Below are 15,364 nucleotides of genomic sequence, written 5' to 3' on the forward strand. Positions count from 1 at the left end.
CAACGGACGTAAAATGAAAATCATCTCATTTATAAGCGCTGCGCTGCTTACGCTAAGCATAGTTAACTCTCAACAAGCCCATGCCTGGGGGCAAACAGGCCACCGAGTCACCGGCCAAATTGCTGAAGTTTACCTAAGTGAAAACGCTAAAGTTGCGATTGAATCAATATTAGACAACGAAAGCTTAGCAGAAATAAGCACCTATCCTGATGAAATGCGCTCAAGTCCGAGTCATTTTTGGCAAAAAGTAGCCGGCCCATTTCACTATGTGACTGTACCTGAAGGAAAAACGTACAGCGAACTGCAAACGCCACCACAAGGCGATTCATTTAGTGCATTAAGCATGTATAAAAAAGTATTGCAAAATACCGAATCAAGCCGTGCGCAAAAGCAACTAGCGCTGAAAATGATTGTGCATATTATAGGTGACTTACATCAGCCACTGCATGCTGGTAATGGCACTGACCGAGGCGGTAATGATTTCAAACTTAGCTTTTTTAGGAAAGATTCAAATTTACATGGGGTGTGGGATTCAGGTTTAATTGACCAAAAGCAGCTTTCATTTTCCGAATGGACTGCTTTTTTACTGCCTAAAATATCAAACGAACAAGTAAAAGCTTGGAACACCGCTGATCCACTAGTATACATTCAAGAAAGTATAGAAATTAGGGATACAATTTACCCCAGTGAGAATGATTTGTCGTGGCAGTATTTATATGATCATACGCCTACGGTAAAACTGCGTTTGCAACAGGCAGGCGTAAGAATAGCCGCCTATTTAAATAACATTTACCGTTAAGTAATACTTAGTATGTATTGGCTTGCTGCTGTGCGCGCAAGCCAATAACTTAATCTACGTCTAAGGCTTCACCTGACAAGACAATTCCGGTGGAATCTGCGTAAACAAAATCCTCGGGTAGAAAAGTGACACCCCCGAAGTTAACCGCAATATCTAAGTCCCCTATTTCGCGGCTCTCAGCGCTCACAGGAATAGCACCTAGGGCGTGAATACCAATATCCATTTCTTCTAGTAAATCAATATCGCGCAGGGCACCAAAGCAAATAATGCCTTCCCAATCGTTTTCAATTGCAAGCTGAACGCTGTCTGCATCTAAAATTGCACGGCGCAGTGAACCGCCGCCATCAATCAGCAAGACTTTACCCAAACCGTTTGTGGCCAGTATTTTGTCTACTAGCCCTCGGTCTTCAAAACATTTTACGGTTGTAACTTCACCACTGTAAGACAGCCTAGCCCCAAAACTAGAAAACACAGGGTCAACTACATCAATATTTTCAGCAAACATGTCGCAAAGTTCAGATGTATTACATTCCATTTTGTTTTAAACCTTAAAATTGAAATTTTCGCGCCTACAGTAGCACATTTAATCTACAAACGTACATGGCAAAATACTCACTTTACAAAAGTCTGCATGCTAATAAGCATGTGTATTGGCCATCTACTTCACGTCATAAATTGCATAGTAACTTTGATTGTAACAATAGCTTCGCACTACCGTCACAAAGTGTTCATATTGCTCATATATTGTTCGAGCATATCAGTGGCTACCATCACTACTAGGTGTTAGATGAGAAGATTAGCAATATTAGATGAAAGAGTATTTCAATGGATTGCGACTCTACCCAGCATTCAACCCGAAAAACGTATTCCGAAGTTGTTTTTCTACATATCAAAAACCGGCGATGGTTATTTTTACGCCCCCATTGCTTTTTTGCTCTACTATTTAGATACCGAGCACGGTAGTGTATTTGTGTTCACCGCCATTATGGCATATGTATTGGAAATCCCTATTTACCTAGCCATGAAGCACGTATTTAAACGCCCAAGGCCGTGCGATTACTTGCATCACTTAAATGCACTAATTATCCCTTCTGATAAATTTAGTTTGCCATCAGGCCATACTGCAGCAGCCTTCTTAATGGCAACAGTAGTAAGCCAGTTTTATCCATCACTTACAGCGGTCGCGTTTATTTGGGCCTCATTAATTGGTGCTTCGCGTTTAGTTTTACGTGTTCATTTTCCGCTAGACGTAATAATTGGCGCCACCTTAGGTGTGTTTATTGCTCAAGTTAGTATCTCTATTTTAGGGTAATTTCGTTAATGAAAATTCTTTACGGTATTCAAGGAACTGGTAACGGTCATATTACGCGAGCACGCCATATGGCCGCAGCTTTTGCGGCTAACGAAAACATTCAGGTTGATTACTTTTTTAGTGGCCGCAATAAAGCTAATTTTTTCGATATGGAAGTATTTAACGAGTACGCTGCCAAACAAGGCTTAAGCTTTGTGACTGAAGCTGGGCGCATTAATCATACAAAAACGCTCACGCAAAACAATTTATTCAAATTTATAAAAGATATTAAAGGTACTCAGGTAAAATCTTATGATTTGGTCTTGAACGACTTTGAGCCTATAACGGCTTGGGCTGCAAAAAGGCAAGGCGTGCCATCGCTGTCAGTTAGCCATCAGGCTGCTTTTCTTAATCATGTGCCTAAGCAAAACCAAACCTTTATAGACAAAATTATTACTCAGCACTTTGCACCCACCCAATATAACCTAGGAACGCATTGGTATCACTTTGGATACAACATTATTCCGCCTTTCGTCACAAGCGAACTTAAAAAGCACGCCGCGCAAAGTCGCTTCCAAAATATAGAAAATGACCAAATACTGGTTTACTTGCCTTTTGAATCTATTGATATTGTTAAGGAGCAGCTGCAAGTTATAAGTGAATGGAAATTCACTTGCTATCACCCCAGCATTAGTCATGCCTATAAAGACGCGAACATTCACTTTAAACCACTTTCAACCAGTGGCTTCAAGCACGATTTACTCACATGTTCAGGAGTAGTAAGTAATTGCGGTTTTGAACTGTCAACCGAGTGTTTAAGTTTGGGCAAGCCATTGCTAGTAAAACCATTACAAAAGCAATATGAGCAATTATCAAATGCTTACACCCTACAAAAGCTAGGTTTGTGTGATGTTATTCATAGCATAAATGCCGAGCAAATAGACGATTGGCTACAGACTAAACAAGGCGTTCGCGTTGATTATCCCACTAATTGCAATGCCTTGGTTGACTGGATTGCAGAGGGTAATTGGAAGCAAACTAGCCAAATCTGCAATTCTTTGTGGCAAGAAGTCACTTTTCCGGTACATGTAAAGCAGAAGCTAGACCGCTTACAACAAGCAAATATATAATCGAAAGGGTTGCTTTTTTGCCCCGCTCAAGGCACTGTTAGCCTAATTATATTTGTTTTGAAATCTACTATGTATTATGCAAGAAAGTCAGTAGCACTTTGTGTGTTGCTGCTATTGTTGTCTGCTTGTGGGCAACGTGGTCCTTTATATATTCCGCAAGACGAACCAGCAAAAACACAGCCAGAGTCTTCTGTTGAAAATCCTACAACTGAACCTGTGGGAGGCCAATAATTATGGACTTTTTCTCATATAAAAATGAACAGCTTTTTGCTGAAGATGTATCAGTGCTAAGCATTGCACAAGAGCACGGTACGCCAGCTTATATATATTCTCGCGCCACTATAGAGCGCCATTGGCATGCATTTAACAACGCAGTGAGCACTCACAAACACTTAATTTGCTATGCGGTTAAAGCGAATTCTAATATTGGCGTATTGTCGGTATTAGCTAAACTAGGCTCAGGTTTTGATATTGTATCAGGCGGTGAACTAGCACGCGTTATGCAGGCAGGAGGTGACCCTAAAAAGGTCGTTTTTTCTGGCGTGGCAAAAACCGAAGATGAAATTGAATTTGCCCTTAAGCAAGCTATTAAATGCTTCAATGTAGAGTCTATCCCTGAGCTAGATAGAATTAATAAAGTAGCGAAACGCTTAAATCTTAATGCGCCTATTTCATTAAGAATTAATCCTGACGTAGATGCAAATACCCATCCGTACATTTCTACAGGCCTTAAAGCAAATAAATTTGGTATCAGTAAAGATGAGGCTATTAGCGCATATGAGTATGCTCAAAGCTTAGGTAACTTAGAAATAAAAGGCATGGATTGTCATATTGGCTCTCAACTTACTGAGCTTGCCCCTTTTGTTGATGCACTAGAACGTTTATTAATACTGATTGACCAACTAGCATCAAAAGGAATTGTGATTTCACATTTAGACGTGGGCGGCGGTTTAGGCGTTACCTACAATGATGAAAAGCCTCCTCATCCCAATGAGTATGCCGCTGCTATGGCACAAACAATGGTAGGCCGAGAAGAGCTTACCCTTATTTTAGAGCCGGGCCGAGCCATTGCCGCAAACGCTGGCATTTTAATTACCAAAGTAGAATTTTTAAAGCAAGGCGAAGAAAAGAACTTTGCCATTGTTGATGCTGCTATGAATGATTTAATTCGCCCATCGTTATATAACGCATGGCAAAAAATAGAGCCTGTAATAACAAGAAGCGGCACTGCTAAAACATTTGATGTAGTGGGCCCAGTTTGTGAAACAGGAGACTTTTTAGGTAAAGACCGTGAACTGGTGATTGAACCTGGTGACGTACTTGCCGTGAAAAGCGCAGGTGCCTACGGCTTTGTTATGTCGAGTAACTACAACAGCCGATGCCGAGCTGCCGAAATAATGGTAGATGGCGCAAAAACCATTGTAGTGCGTGAACGAGAAACTTTACACGATTTGTGGAAAGGCGAACACAAGGTTCCCGACTAAACCATGCACAGTAATCAAAAGTTCGCTCACAAGCCGAAACGAAGCTTAGTTAATTTTTCAAAAATGCATGGCTTAGGCAATGACTTTGTGGTGATTGATAACGTCACTCAAAGCGTTTTCTTTTCTAAAGAAAAGATTATTGCCTTAGCAAACCGTAATTTTGGAATTGGATTTGACCAACTATTATTAGTTGAACCGCCCTACGATCCAGAGCAAGATTTTCACTACCGGATTTTTAATGCCGATGGCAGTGAAGTGTCTCAATGTGGGAACGGCGCAAGGTGCTTTGCGCAATTTGTGAAGATTAAGGGCCTGATTAACCGCAACAAAATTGGCGTAAGTACTAAGTCGGGTAAAATGGTGCTGTATATCGAAAAAGATAATATGGTAACGGTAAATATGGGTAAGCCCATTTTTGAACCCGAACAAATACCGTTTAAAGCCAACAAACAAGAAAACACGTATATTATTAGAAGCGGTGAACAAACCTTCTTTTGTGGCGCCGTATCTATGGGTAACCCACATGTTGTAACCGAAGTGGATGACATCGACAATATTGATATAAATACCCTAGGCCCTTTGCTAGGCCAGCACGAACGTTTTGTTGAAGGCGTTAATGTAGGGTTTATGCAAATTATAAACGCAAATGAAATTAAGCTGCGTGTATTTGAACGTGGCGCTGGTGAAACACTCGCCTGCGGTTCAGGTGCGTGCGCAGCAGTAGCAGTGGGTCATATTCAAGGCAAGCTTGGAAATGACGTAAAAGTAACGCTTTTAGGCGGTGAATTAAAAATTCGCTGGCAAGGCGGCGATGCCGCTCTAAAGATGACTGGCCCTGCAGAACATATTTATGATGGACAATTTTATTTATGAACGACACAAATCAAGCAGACGCTCAACTCACCGAAGACGAGCCTGCGGCGAGCCCATTAAACACAGAATCAGTGGCTCAATATTTAAGTGATAACCCAAGTTTCTTAATTGAAAACCCTGACCTACTATTAGAAATGCAAGTTGCGCTGCAAAACAACGGCGTTGTTTCCTTAACGCAAATTCAAATTGAACAATACCGCGAAAAAATCAAGCAACTTAAAAACCAATTAGACCAACTTATTCACAACGCGGTAAGCAACGAGCGTATTTATACCAACTACGCAAAACTCAATATTGAGATTGCCAAGGCAAATACGGTCGACAAGCTTATTCTGAAGTTGCAAGAATATCTAATAGATGGCTTAGGCCTTGAAGACATAAACCTATTGTTGTTAAAACCCAAAGAAGGGCAAGAGGCTTTATTATCTGAAATTCAGCATCACGCCTTGTTTGAGAAAAAGTTATCGAAAACACCTTTTTATTTGGGCCGTTTAGGCAAAATAGAGAAAGAAACACTGTTTCCAAATGCTTCCGCAAATTCAGTGGCGCTAATTCGTATAGGCGATGACGAAACACTTGGCTTATTAGCAATAGCCAGTAGCAAAGCCACCCATTTCGGTCCAAATATGGATACCATGCTGCTTGATTTCTTGCGTTTGTCGTTAAATTTCCACGTACAACGCCTGCAATAAGCCCATGTACGAATCTGATTCGAATTTGCATTCATCAATTGAGCAGTTTCTTGATGAGTGCAAAGTTGAACGCCAACTATCAGCGCACACCGTTAGCAATTATCAGCGCCAGCTATACAAAATAGCCAAAGACATCAAAATACAAAATTGGCAGAGCCTTACCTCGGATATAGCCAAGCGCGTGTTAATGGCCGCGCAAAAAGATAAGCTTTCGCCTCGCTCTATTAATTTAAGGCTGACGGTTTTTAGAACTTTTTGCCGATACTTAGTCAAGAAGAAAGTACTAAGCAGCAATCCATTAGATGCCATTCATTCGGTTAAGCAAGACAAACCCCTACCTAAGCAACTTAACGTTGATGAAATGAATGCTCTGCTTGATTTTGCAGGCAATGACTTTCTCAGCTTGCGTGATAAATGCATATTTGAACTCATGTATGGCTGTGGAATGCGTTTGTCAGAGCTAACCTCGTTAGACATACATCATGTGCTAGGTGACGGCCAAATAAAGGTGTTAGGTAAGGGAAATAAAGAACGCATACTCCCCATGGGACGCCAAGCACAAGCTGCCTTAAACCAGTATATTGAAGCGCGGCTTGAAGTACTGAGCTTTGAGATGGAACCGGCTTTATTTATTTCAATACGACACAAGCGTTTATCAAATAGGCAAGTGGCTAATCGCCTGCAAAAGTGGGCCAAACATCAAACGCTATATCAGCAAATAAGCCCACATACCTTGCGCCACTCGTTTGCTACACACATATTGGAATCAAGTAACGACTTGCGTGGCGTACAAGAGCTTTTAGGGCACGCAAACTTATCTACCACCCAAGTATATACCCATTTAAACTTTGAACACCTGAGCGACGTTTACGACAAAGCTCATCCAAGGGCAAAACGAAAGTGATCACATATAAAAAACTCAATAAAGTCAAAGCTATTAGTTTTGATTTAGATGACACACTATATAACAACATGCCTTACATTACGGCCGCTGAAAAATCACTTAGTGCTTACCTGAGCGCCCACTACCCTTTAGTCGCAAATTTACAAAGCGCTCATTGGTTTGAGATTAAATCTGCAATTGTGAAATCTAATCCGAACATTGCCAATGATGTGAGTGAGTTACGCAGGCAATCCTTAGCCAAGGCTTTTGCTCAAAACGGTATGCACGCCAGTGAAATTAATGAAGCTGTAGAAAACAGTTTTTCTCACTTTTACTCTCAGCGTAGTAACTTTGTTGTACCTAATGAAGTGAAGGAGGTTCTTGAACAACTGTCTAAACGAGTCCCAATCACTGCCATCACCAATGGCAATGTTGACTGCCAAGCCATAGGCATAGCCCCGTATTTCACCTACATATTGCAGGCTAATAGTGAGTTTGCTATGAAGCCCCATAGCAGTATGTTTGACCACACCGCCCGTGCTCTAAACCTGAAAGCCGCGAATATACTACATGTAGGCGATCATGTTGATAAAGACGTAAAAGGCGCCATCAACGCAGGGTATCAAGCTGCTTGGCTAGCGGTAGATAGGCGCATGGATTTAAAACGCGAAAAGCTTAGTGTGTTACCCCATATACAGCTTGATGCATTGCACGAACTCTTACAACTCGTTAGCTAAATTCAATGCCATTTTTAGTTCTCAATAAACCTAATGAAGTACTTTACGAAATAAAACGCAGTAAATTTCATGCCTTTGCACAAGGGGTAAAGTCACGCGATGAAGCCATGCAGGTGATTGAAAGCCGCCGCAGCGTGTATCCTGATGCCCGCCACCATTGCTGGGCCTACTTGCTAGGCTTTCCTGACCAACCCATATCAATGGCTATGAACGATGACGGTGAGCCTAGTGGCACAGCGGGCAAACCTATGTTAAATGTTCTTCAGCATAGCGAAGTGGGTAATATAGTAGTGGTAATCAGCCGCTATTTTGGTGGAGTAAAACTAGGTGCAGGCGGCCTAGTGCGCGCTTATTCAAGTGCAACACAACTGGCGTTAAATAATATAGATGCTAGCCCCTTTGTTGAAATGCGCTACTTTCAACTGGTTTGCCAATACGATAATGAACAGTTTGTGCGCCATTTACTTTCGCTGGTAGATGCCAGTGTTGACACATTTGACTACGCCTTAGACGTTACCCTCACCTGCGCTATACCGCAAACAAATATAGATACTTTTTCAACAATGTGCGACTCTCATCAACTTGTATATAAACTATTAGATACTTAATGCAATCATGGTGTTAGATTAAACGTATTATTACTTTTCAATCTACGTCATGTTTAAGTGCTATGACAAAAATACTGAAATTGCCTTTAAAAATGTCAATTCAGTCGCATACTTACTATTCATTCTAACAACTGGCAGAAAATAATGACAAACGAAACCTATGTTCCCCCCAAGGTTTGGACTTGGGATAAAAATAGCGGTGGTAAATTCGCGAATATTAACCGCCCGATATCAGGTGCCACCCACGATCACGAACTGCCAATAGGCGAACATCCGTTCCAACTTTATTCTCTTGCTACACCAAATGGTGTTAAAGCAACCATTATGTTAGAAGAACTGCTACACGCTGGTGTGGCAGATGCCCAGTACAATGGATATATTGTTAATATTCAAGAAGGTGAACAATTTGGTAACGATTTTGTTGCCATTAATCCTAATTCAAAAATTCCAGCCCTACTGGATAGATCAGGTGATACACCTATTCGCGTATTTGAATCGGGCGCGATTCTAGTGCATTTAGCAGAAAAATTTGGTCACTTTCTTCCTACCGATACCGCCCAAAGAGCCGAGGTAATGTCATGGTTAATGTGGCAAATGGGCAGCGCACCATTCTTAGGTGGTGGATTTGGGCACTTTTACGCATACGCTCCCGAAAAGTATGAATACCCCATAAACCGATACGCAATGGAAGTAAAACGTCAATTAGATGTATTAGATAAGCAATTAGCTAACAACACCTACATAGCAGGCGATCAATACACCATTGCTGACATTGCAATTTGGCCGTGGTATGGCGTTTTGGTGCAAGGCCACTTGTACGAAGCAGCTGAATTTCTTGACGTTAGTAGCTACAAAAATGTATTACGATGGGCGAACGCTGTAGGTAAGCGTGAAGCCGTAAAGCGTGGCAGAATAGTAAACCGCGTATGGGGCGAAGAAAACGAGCGCCTAAAAGACAGAAACTCAGCAAGTGACATTGATGAAGTGCTAGCCAAGTAAAGCGGTTTTACTCGCAAAAGCATTAAGTTAAGGGTTGAAAACGCTGTGCCATTGAATGCTAAGCTTGGCACGGTGTTTTTTCTCAGATAGTCCAATAATTGCCGCAATCAAACCCAAAAAAACGCGAACTTTAGTATTTTCATTCACATATTTCCTTGATTTTTGTTATGCGCCGTAACTCTACAACAAATCTGTTTTTTTAGTCTCAAACTCTTCCTCGGTTATGATACCGTTCTCTTTCAATTCATAGAGTTTCCGTATTTCATCAGCTGAGCTAGAAGAATTCTTTGAACTCTTGATGGGCATAATAAAACACCAAACTAAAGCAACAATCCAACCTAGCCCCCACAAAGCGGCACCGAAAATATTAACAAGAATAATTGGTATCTTATACGGGTGGTTCTTTTTTAACGCGATGAATGTCGGAAGGAAGAAAAGTGGCAATAGCACCACCAAGAAAATTGCAACTTGCCAAATACTTATAGCCATCTAAAACTCCTTTTATTCGGAATAATCACTTAGCGTTACCAAACACAAACTTCTGTTTCCAAATAAATAGAATTTTCGTCCAACTCACCGCTCGGACATATAGTCACTGATTTTATTTGTACTAATTTGCCTTGCTGAACAGACTCATGTAGCCAAAAGTCTTCTCTATAGATGCTGTACTCAGGTTGAGATAAAAATGACTCATCACCACTAAAGTCATCATCTAAAGGTTGAATATCAACTGAATCGAATAATTGGCCATCTTCGAAACGTTCACCGACATGAGTTATTTTACCTTTCGCTACATCTTCCTCAATAAGCGCCCACCATGCATCACTTCCTATCTTTGGATTCGTTGCAAAATATTCGGGATAATCTTTTTCAATTTCTTTATTTACCGAAGATGCCCAATCGTTAGTTGATTTAATATCGAAGATAATGTCCATATTCTAAAACTTCCTTAAAGTACGTAACACTTGTTTAACGAGTTACCAGATTATGGCGAGCCGATTGCAAATGCAAACGGCATAACATGGGCTAGGCACCCCTGTTGAATTTTTGTTATGTCACAATTGGTAGGTAAATGTAGCTGAGCCTAGACGAAAAGAGTCTCCTCCACCCATACTCATACTGCTAAAAGACAACGTAATAGCAACGTCATCTGTGCCGACATTTTTATTGTAATCTGGCTCGCCCAACTCTATGCCCAAAGCCTTTTGTACTTGCGAGAAGTCCTCTTCTATAAAACGCTCGCCATTAATCGTAAAATTGCTTCCAACAAAATTGCTATTTTTAGTTAATGGTAAATCTCTATAATTAAACGAAAAAACATCGCCGATTTTGATTTCTCTGAGCTGACTTCGAGAAATCAATAAAGACAAAGATTTTCCGTATATTAATAAGGTACGGTTTTTGTTAATTTTGAACTTACCGTTTGGTTCACCTAAAGCTTTTATAACCTCTTCTTCAGAGTCAAGCCATTTGGCGCCCATAAAACCTTCATCAACTTTAAAGTCCAAGTTAGAAGCTTGAACACCAAATGATATTGATAAAATTATTAAAACTAAAAATCTCAAAAAATTCTCCTTGTGACATAACACTTACAATAAGCGGCCATTTACCGCTCTTCTGGGCTGTCCGTCTTCATGTTTTTGTTAGCTTCCCCAGCCTCTAGTCTCTCGGCTAACCAAACCTTTATAATTGATTGGCGAGTAACACCAATTCTTGATGCCTCCCTGTCCAGAGATTTGACCATCCAACTTGGAAAATCTACATTTACACGTTTAAGTGGTTGATTGGGTCGACGCACAGTAGATAAATCTAAGTCATCAATAATATCTTCTTGATTGTCGTCAAACTTTTTATCGAAATCACTAGCTTTCATAAAGTGCCACCTCTGCTTTTCTTGAGCGTCGCACCGAAATAATGCGTATCAAATCACCGCGATACGTTATTACAGCGGTCCAAAATTTATCATCAATAAGACCAACAACGATATACCTCGGTTCCTCAACAAATTGCACTCTCACTTCAATGTGATAATCGTCCATCCATAGCTTTTGAGCATTCTCAAAATCGATACCATGCTTTGACAAGTTGGATATACTTTTCTGTTCATCATATTCAAAACTTTTCATAGGTATAGAAATTATACCTATTTAGAAAAAACAGCAAGATAAATTTGAAGGGAAGCTAACACTTAGCTAAGGGGCAATTACATGGTGCTATAATGGCGAAGCCGCACCATGTAATTGTCCCCTTAAGCGCCTTGTTAGCCACACGACACCCGTTGTAAGGTGTAATCGTTGTTAAAAACTTGAGAGCCACTATCATAAGAATTAATAAGTATTGAGCCATCATTTAATAGCCATGATGACACAGGTGCACCTATCAACCCATAATACTTATGTAACTCAAATTCTTTATCCAAAAGGTAAAGAATCCCTTTATTAGTTGATAAATGAGCTATACCTGAAACTATCAAAAGACCACCCTCAATTACATAAATGTCCTCAATATTCATATTCTTGATAAGAGTTACGTTCCCATTTTCATCTATTCTAACGATTTCACCTCCAAACTCGCCATTATTAAAGCCAGCAATAACTGATTTTTCAAAACGCACAGCGAAGCTTGGTTGTATAGTTAATTCTTCTATAGGTGTTTTACCTGCCTCATTCCTTTTTTGTGAATTTGGGAAAGTCTTTTTGTACTTGTAAGTTGTGAGGTCAATTAATTCGTAAAGCCACTGTGGTTCGCTCTCTGGTAAATGCTTGACTTTGTGAAAGAAACTTGGATAGTCGAAAGACAACTTAGATTCCAGAGCAAGGTCAAAAGTCATTTTTGCAGGATGAGGATCTGCTCTATATTCTCCACACTCAATTGTAGGAATCACTTCTGTAGAAAAAGCAAAATTTGATGTCAATATAAGCGCAAAAAATAACTTCATTGTTACCTCGTGTAGCTAACTTCCCACTAAGGGGCGATAACACATGGGCTACAATTAGGAACGAAGTGACGCAGCCCATGTGTTAGCGTCCCAGCGAGGTTACGAGCGTTTTAATGTGATTGTTAGATTACTTTATTAGCCTTAGTGAATATCTATACCTGTACACCTGACCTTGATTAGCCTTGATTGCTGCAAGGACTATTTCAAAACATGCATAAATACAAAAAAATAAGGCTATAACAACTCCAAAACCAAACGGCCACAGCAGAAAGCAAATTGTACCTACTAAATAACATAGGATTTGAAAGTTTATGGCTTCTTTACCATTTTCATTTACCAAGTCTGACTCTTTTCTTTTAAGTAACCATAAAGTTAATACACCTATAAAATTACCAAAAGGAATACCAAAACTTATAAAAGAAATTAAGTGACAGAAAATAGCCCAAACTTTATATTCATTTTTAGTTTCATCTAATTCCATTTTCTCAATCCTATGCTAGTAAACTTAACACTTGCGATAAGCGGCGAAAACCGCTCTTGCCAAAATGATCTTGACCCGTTAAAACGGACACCTACAAAATCCGGTTCACGGTTTTGTTATGCACGATCCGGCTACTTCATTAAGATATCTGATAAAAACTTAATATTATAGATTTTTATTTCGCCATCTTTAGCCTGCATACTTAGTTGAACATGAGCTAAGCCCGTATCAAAAGTAATTGGTACCAAATAAGTTGCCGAAGTATTGCTCGAACCATTGATCGACGAAACTGTTTTGAAGTTTATTAATTCGGGATCGCCAATAGACACGATACTTCCTAGTTTAGAGAACTTGCTAAGATACAGATTCCATTGCTCTTGTGAAGAAGCTGAAAAAACCTCCTCTGCAAAATTATTTTTGTATTCTACTATTTCCCACTTAGTCAACTTGGGCATTACTTGATTGATAAAAGGGACGAAGATTTGATTATTATCTACAGTTTTCGTCGACACAAAAACACCTATACCGACTATAAAAAGCACTATAGATAACAATCCTATGGCTAAATATTTAAATACCTTTTTCATTTCTACTCCATTAGTGCCAAAATCCGCTTATGCATTTGTTATACGTGCGATTTTTATTCATAACACTTTTTCAAGTTAACTATTAACCTTAGAATGTCAGATTTACTGCAATAAGAACTGGTGAAACTATGCATGCTAAAAAGTAAGAAGCCTGATATAGAAGTTTTTACTTTAAACCCTTCAGGCTCACAATAACCTTTGAAACGTAACTTAACAGTCGTGACTACGCCGACTCTTAGTTTTATAGTTGCAATCGAACTGCCTGGCCCTAACTTTTCCAAAGCGCCAATTAATTCCTTGAGTGCGTTAAGATTCAAAGGGTTCACCACATCAACATTGTATGAATCCGATCCGGCACAATGAATACGATATCCATATTTACCACTATTTTTCAGTAACCCAAACGTAAATATAGCTGAATCAATATTTATTCTTGAATGAATTGATTGAAAAGCCAAATCAAAGTCCACCTACGTATAACACCAAATTAAGCGGTTTTGGCCGCTCTTGCCAATATCCGCTTGATTGTTTTGTTAACTGCCATTTACCATCCGAGTCCATTCAGAGTTTATATTCTGTGATGAAGCATCTATATGTTGCGTTAAATCAGCACCTAAAAAGAGGTACTCAACTGATCGTGGGTTAAAAAATAATTTGTCTTCGAAAAATATATCACTTTCTTTTATTTGAGAGTACCCATTCATTTTGACTCTACGTAAGATGTTTAGCCGAAACTTACCGCCCTTCCATTTAAATTGAAATCCTTCAAATGCTCCTAATTCAGACGGAACTAATGCCTTTTCAGACTCACTATTAGATGAAACAATTGTTATCTGTGGAGTCATCGTTTCTTTATTAGCCTTGATACCAAATAAAACATACTTTGTCCGCGTTTCATCCCACACACGGAACATTGCTCCAGATTCAGCTGGGCTTTCAAAGTCTAATTTAGTAACTTCCAAAAACACTGTGAAATAACAGTCGTCCTCACAATTGACCATAAATGAGTTCATTTCTGCATTGCCACTTGGAGTGCTATGCTTACTCGAAAACAAATGCTGGGAAAAAGCATCCTGACAAAGACCCAATAAAAAAATAACGAAAAACATTCTCATACAAACTTCCTTTATGCCTCCATGGCAGTTAACACTTACAATAAGCGGTTTTCACGCGCTCTTCGAGAAAATCTGTCTTAATTGTTTTGTATGGCAACGATGCTGTTAAATGCGCATTACTATGCGTATAATCTGATAAAAATACTTTGGAGATATTCAATGGCTGACCTCTACGATATAGCTGCACCTAAAAAAGCGACTAATTTAAGCCTCAATAGTGATTTACTGGCAAAAGCTAGAGGCTTACAACTTAACTTGTCAGCAACATTAGAGCAAGCACTTAGTGAAAAACTCAAAACTATTGAAAGCGAAAAATGGAAAAAGGAAAACCAAGCAGCAGTCTCAGCTTACAACGAATTTGTCGTTGAGAATGGTTGTTTAGGTGATGAATACAGGGAGTTTTAATGCCGCAATTCGATGTCTATTCAAATCCAAGCAGGATTACAAAAGCAGCGTACCCATACCTAGTCGACATACAGAATGAAGTTATAGATGAATTAGCTACGAGATTAGTTGTTCCTCTGACGGCGGTGAGCATGAAGCCGACCATGTTCATGAAAAAACTAACACCCGAAATAAATTTTGATGGTCGTAACTATATGTTTATGACTCAGCAGTTAACATCTATTCCAAAGGAAAAACTCAAAGATCCAGTAGGAACCTTGAAATCTGCTAGAGAACTGCTGATAGATGCGATAGATTTCGCTATTACTGGCATATAACACCAAATTAAGCGGCGTTGCCCGC

General features: G+C 39.7%; 24 protein-coding genes. 13 read left to right on the forward strand and 11 right to left on the reverse strand.

Features of this window, described 5'->3' with window-relative positions; all coding sequences use genetic code 11:
• The first annotated feature begins 13 nt into the window (after positions 1-13).
• Positions 14-799, forward strand: a complete 786-nt coding sequence (locus ACOI22_RS13570) for a S1/P1 nuclease (protein ID WP_420672657.1) — start codon at positions 14-16, stop codon at positions 797-799.
• A gap of 49 nt (positions 800-848) precedes the next feature.
• Here the strand turns inward: ACOI22_RS13570 and rraA are convergent, their stop codons facing one another.
• Positions 849-1,334 carry a ribonuclease E activity regulator RraA gene (gene rraA / locus ACOI22_RS13575; protein ID WP_420672658.1) on the reverse strand — a complete coding sequence of 162 codons (486 nt, stop codon included), beginning with the start codon at positions 1,332-1,334 and terminating at the stop codon, positions 849-851.
• A 252-nt stretch (positions 1,335-1,586) separates the two neighbouring features.
• Here rraA and ACOI22_RS13580 point away from each other — a divergent pair, with 252 nt between their 5' ends.
• The 10 genes from ACOI22_RS13580 to yghU all read left to right on the forward strand — a co-directional run bounded on the left by ACOI22_RS13580 (position 1,587) and on the right by yghU (position 9,496).
• The gene (locus ACOI22_RS13580; protein ID WP_420672659.1) at positions 1,587-2,111 is read left to right on the forward strand and encodes a phosphatase PAP2 family protein; all 525 of its coding nucleotides are present in this window, start codon (positions 1,587-1,589) and stop codon (positions 2,109-2,111) included.
• Between the two features lie 8 nt (positions 2,112-2,119).
• Positions 2,120-3,220: an MJ1255/VC2487 family glycosyltransferase gene (locus ACOI22_RS13585; RefSeq protein WP_420672660.1), complete on the forward strand. Its 1,101-nt coding sequence runs from the start codon at positions 2,120-2,122 to the stop codon at positions 3,218-3,220.
• Between the two features lie 69 nt (positions 3,221-3,289).
• Positions 3,290-3,451 carry an LPS translocon maturation chaperone LptM gene (lptM, locus tag ACOI22_RS13590; RefSeq protein ID WP_420672661.1) on the forward strand — a complete coding sequence of 54 codons (162 nt, stop codon included), beginning with the start codon at positions 3,290-3,292 and terminating at the stop codon, positions 3,449-3,451.
• Between the two features lie 2 nt (positions 3,452-3,453).
• Positions 3,454-4,704: a diaminopimelate decarboxylase gene (gene lysA, locus ACOI22_RS13595; protein WP_420672662.1), complete on the forward strand. Its 1,251-nt coding sequence runs from the start codon at positions 3,454-3,456 to the stop codon at positions 4,702-4,704.
• 3 nt (positions 4,705-4,707) lie between these two features.
• Positions 4,708-5,577: a diaminopimelate epimerase gene (gene dapF / locus ACOI22_RS13600; RefSeq protein ID WP_420672663.1), complete on the forward strand. Its 870-nt coding sequence runs from the start codon at positions 4,708-4,710 to the stop codon at positions 5,575-5,577.
• On the forward strand, positions 5,574-6,269 hold the full coding sequence (locus ACOI22_RS13605; RefSeq protein WP_420672664.1) for a DUF484 family protein: 696 nt from the start codon (positions 5,574-5,576) through the stop codon (positions 6,267-6,269). The genes dapF and ACOI22_RS13605 overlap by 4 nt, the downstream gene beginning before the upstream one ends.
• A gap of 4 nt (positions 6,270-6,273) precedes the next feature.
• Complete coding sequence (locus ACOI22_RS13610; RefSeq protein WP_420672665.1) at positions 6,274-7,173, forward strand: tyrosine recombinase XerC; 900 nt, start codon at positions 6,274-6,276, stop codon at positions 7,171-7,173.
• Positions 7,170-7,889: an HAD-IA family hydrolase gene (locus ACOI22_RS13615; RefSeq protein WP_420672666.1), complete on the forward strand. Its 720-nt coding sequence runs from the start codon at positions 7,170-7,172 to the stop codon at positions 7,887-7,889. Before ACOI22_RS13610 ends, ACOI22_RS13615 begins: the two co-directional genes overlap by 4 nt.
• A gap of 5 nt (positions 7,890-7,894) precedes the next feature.
• On the forward strand, positions 7,895-8,497 hold the full coding sequence (locus ACOI22_RS13620) for an IMPACT family protein (protein WP_420672667.1): 603 nt from the start codon (positions 7,895-7,897) through the stop codon (positions 8,495-8,497).
• Between the two features lie 144 nt (positions 8,498-8,641).
• Complete coding sequence (gene yghU / locus ACOI22_RS13625; RefSeq protein ID WP_420672668.1) at positions 8,642-9,496, forward strand: glutathione-dependent disulfide-bond oxidoreductase; 855 nt, start codon at positions 8,642-8,644, stop codon at positions 9,494-9,496.
• A gap of 180 nt (positions 9,497-9,676) precedes the next feature.
• On the opposite strand, the gene ACOI22_RS13630 is transcribed toward yghU, so the two are convergent.
• The 10 genes from ACOI22_RS13630 to ACOI22_RS13675 all read right to left on the reverse strand — a co-directional run bounded on the left by ACOI22_RS13630 (position 9,677) and on the right by ACOI22_RS13675 (position 14,617).
• Positions 9,677-9,985 (reverse strand): SHOCT domain-containing protein, encoded by a 309-nt coding sequence (locus ACOI22_RS13630; protein ID WP_420672669.1) that lies wholly within the window; start codon positions 9,983-9,985, stop codon positions 9,677-9,679.
• 35 nt (positions 9,986-10,020) lie between these two features.
• Entirely contained in the window at positions 10,021-10,431 is a 411-nt protein-coding gene (locus ACOI22_RS13635; protein ID WP_420672670.1) for a hypothetical protein, read from the reverse strand.
• A gap of 120 nt (positions 10,432-10,551) precedes the next feature.
• Positions 10,552-11,061 carry a hypothetical protein gene (locus tag ACOI22_RS13640; protein WP_420672671.1) on the reverse strand — a complete coding sequence of 170 codons (510 nt, stop codon included), beginning with the start codon at positions 11,059-11,061 and terminating at the stop codon, positions 10,552-10,554.
• Between the two features lie 41 nt (positions 11,062-11,102).
• Entirely contained in the window at positions 11,103-11,369 is a 267-nt protein-coding gene (gene brnA, locus ACOI22_RS13645) for a type II toxin-antitoxin system BrnA family antitoxin (protein WP_420672672.1), read from the reverse strand.
• Complete coding sequence (locus ACOI22_RS13650) at positions 11,359-11,622, reverse strand: BrnT family toxin (protein WP_420672673.1); 264 nt, start codon at positions 11,620-11,622, stop codon at positions 11,359-11,361. Before ACOI22_RS13650 ends, brnA begins: the two co-directional genes overlap by 11 nt.
• A 134-nt stretch (positions 11,623-11,756) precedes the next feature.
• Positions 11,757-12,434: a hypothetical protein gene (locus tag ACOI22_RS13655; protein WP_420672674.1), complete on the reverse strand. Its 678-nt coding sequence runs from the start codon at positions 12,432-12,434 to the stop codon at positions 11,757-11,759.
• A 127-nt stretch (positions 12,435-12,561) separates the two neighbouring features.
• Positions 12,562-12,915 (reverse strand): DUF4870 domain-containing protein, encoded by a 354-nt coding sequence (locus tag ACOI22_RS13660; protein ID WP_420672675.1) that lies wholly within the window; start codon positions 12,913-12,915, stop codon positions 12,562-12,564.
• A gap of 131 nt (positions 12,916-13,046) precedes the next feature.
• On the reverse strand, positions 13,047-13,502 hold the full coding sequence (locus tag ACOI22_RS13665) for a hypothetical protein (RefSeq protein ID WP_420672676.1): 456 nt from the start codon (positions 13,500-13,502) through the stop codon (positions 13,047-13,049).
• A 53-nt stretch (positions 13,503-13,555) separates the two neighbouring features.
• Positions 13,556-13,960 carry a hypothetical protein gene (locus tag ACOI22_RS13670; RefSeq protein WP_420672677.1) on the reverse strand — a complete coding sequence of 135 codons (405 nt, stop codon included), beginning with the start codon at positions 13,958-13,960 and terminating at the stop codon, positions 13,556-13,558.
• Between the two features lie 75 nt (positions 13,961-14,035).
• Complete coding sequence (locus ACOI22_RS13675) at positions 14,036-14,617, reverse strand: hypothetical protein (protein ID WP_420672678.1); 582 nt, start codon at positions 14,615-14,617, stop codon at positions 14,036-14,038.
• A 159-nt stretch (positions 14,618-14,776) separates the two neighbouring features.
• On the opposite strand from ACOI22_RS13675, the gene ACOI22_RS13680 reads away from it, so the two are divergent.
• Together ACOI22_RS13680 and ACOI22_RS13685 are read left to right on the forward strand one after the other, a co-directional pair.
• Positions 14,777-15,022, forward strand: a complete 246-nt coding sequence (locus ACOI22_RS13680) for a type II toxin-antitoxin system CcdA family antitoxin (RefSeq protein ID WP_420672679.1) — start codon at positions 14,777-14,779, stop codon at positions 15,020-15,022.
• Positions 15,022-15,339 carry a CcdB family protein gene (locus ACOI22_RS13685; RefSeq protein WP_420672680.1) on the forward strand — a complete coding sequence of 106 codons (318 nt, stop codon included), beginning with the start codon at positions 15,022-15,024 and terminating at the stop codon, positions 15,337-15,339. Before ACOI22_RS13680 ends, ACOI22_RS13685 begins: the two co-directional genes overlap by 1 nt.
• The last annotated feature ends 25 nt before the right edge of the window (positions 15,340-15,364 follow it).

It is taken from the genome of Glaciecola sp. 2405UD65-10 (assembly GCF_048820975.1).
Lineage (GTDB): Bacteria > Pseudomonadota > Gammaproteobacteria > Enterobacterales > Alteromonadaceae > Glaciecola.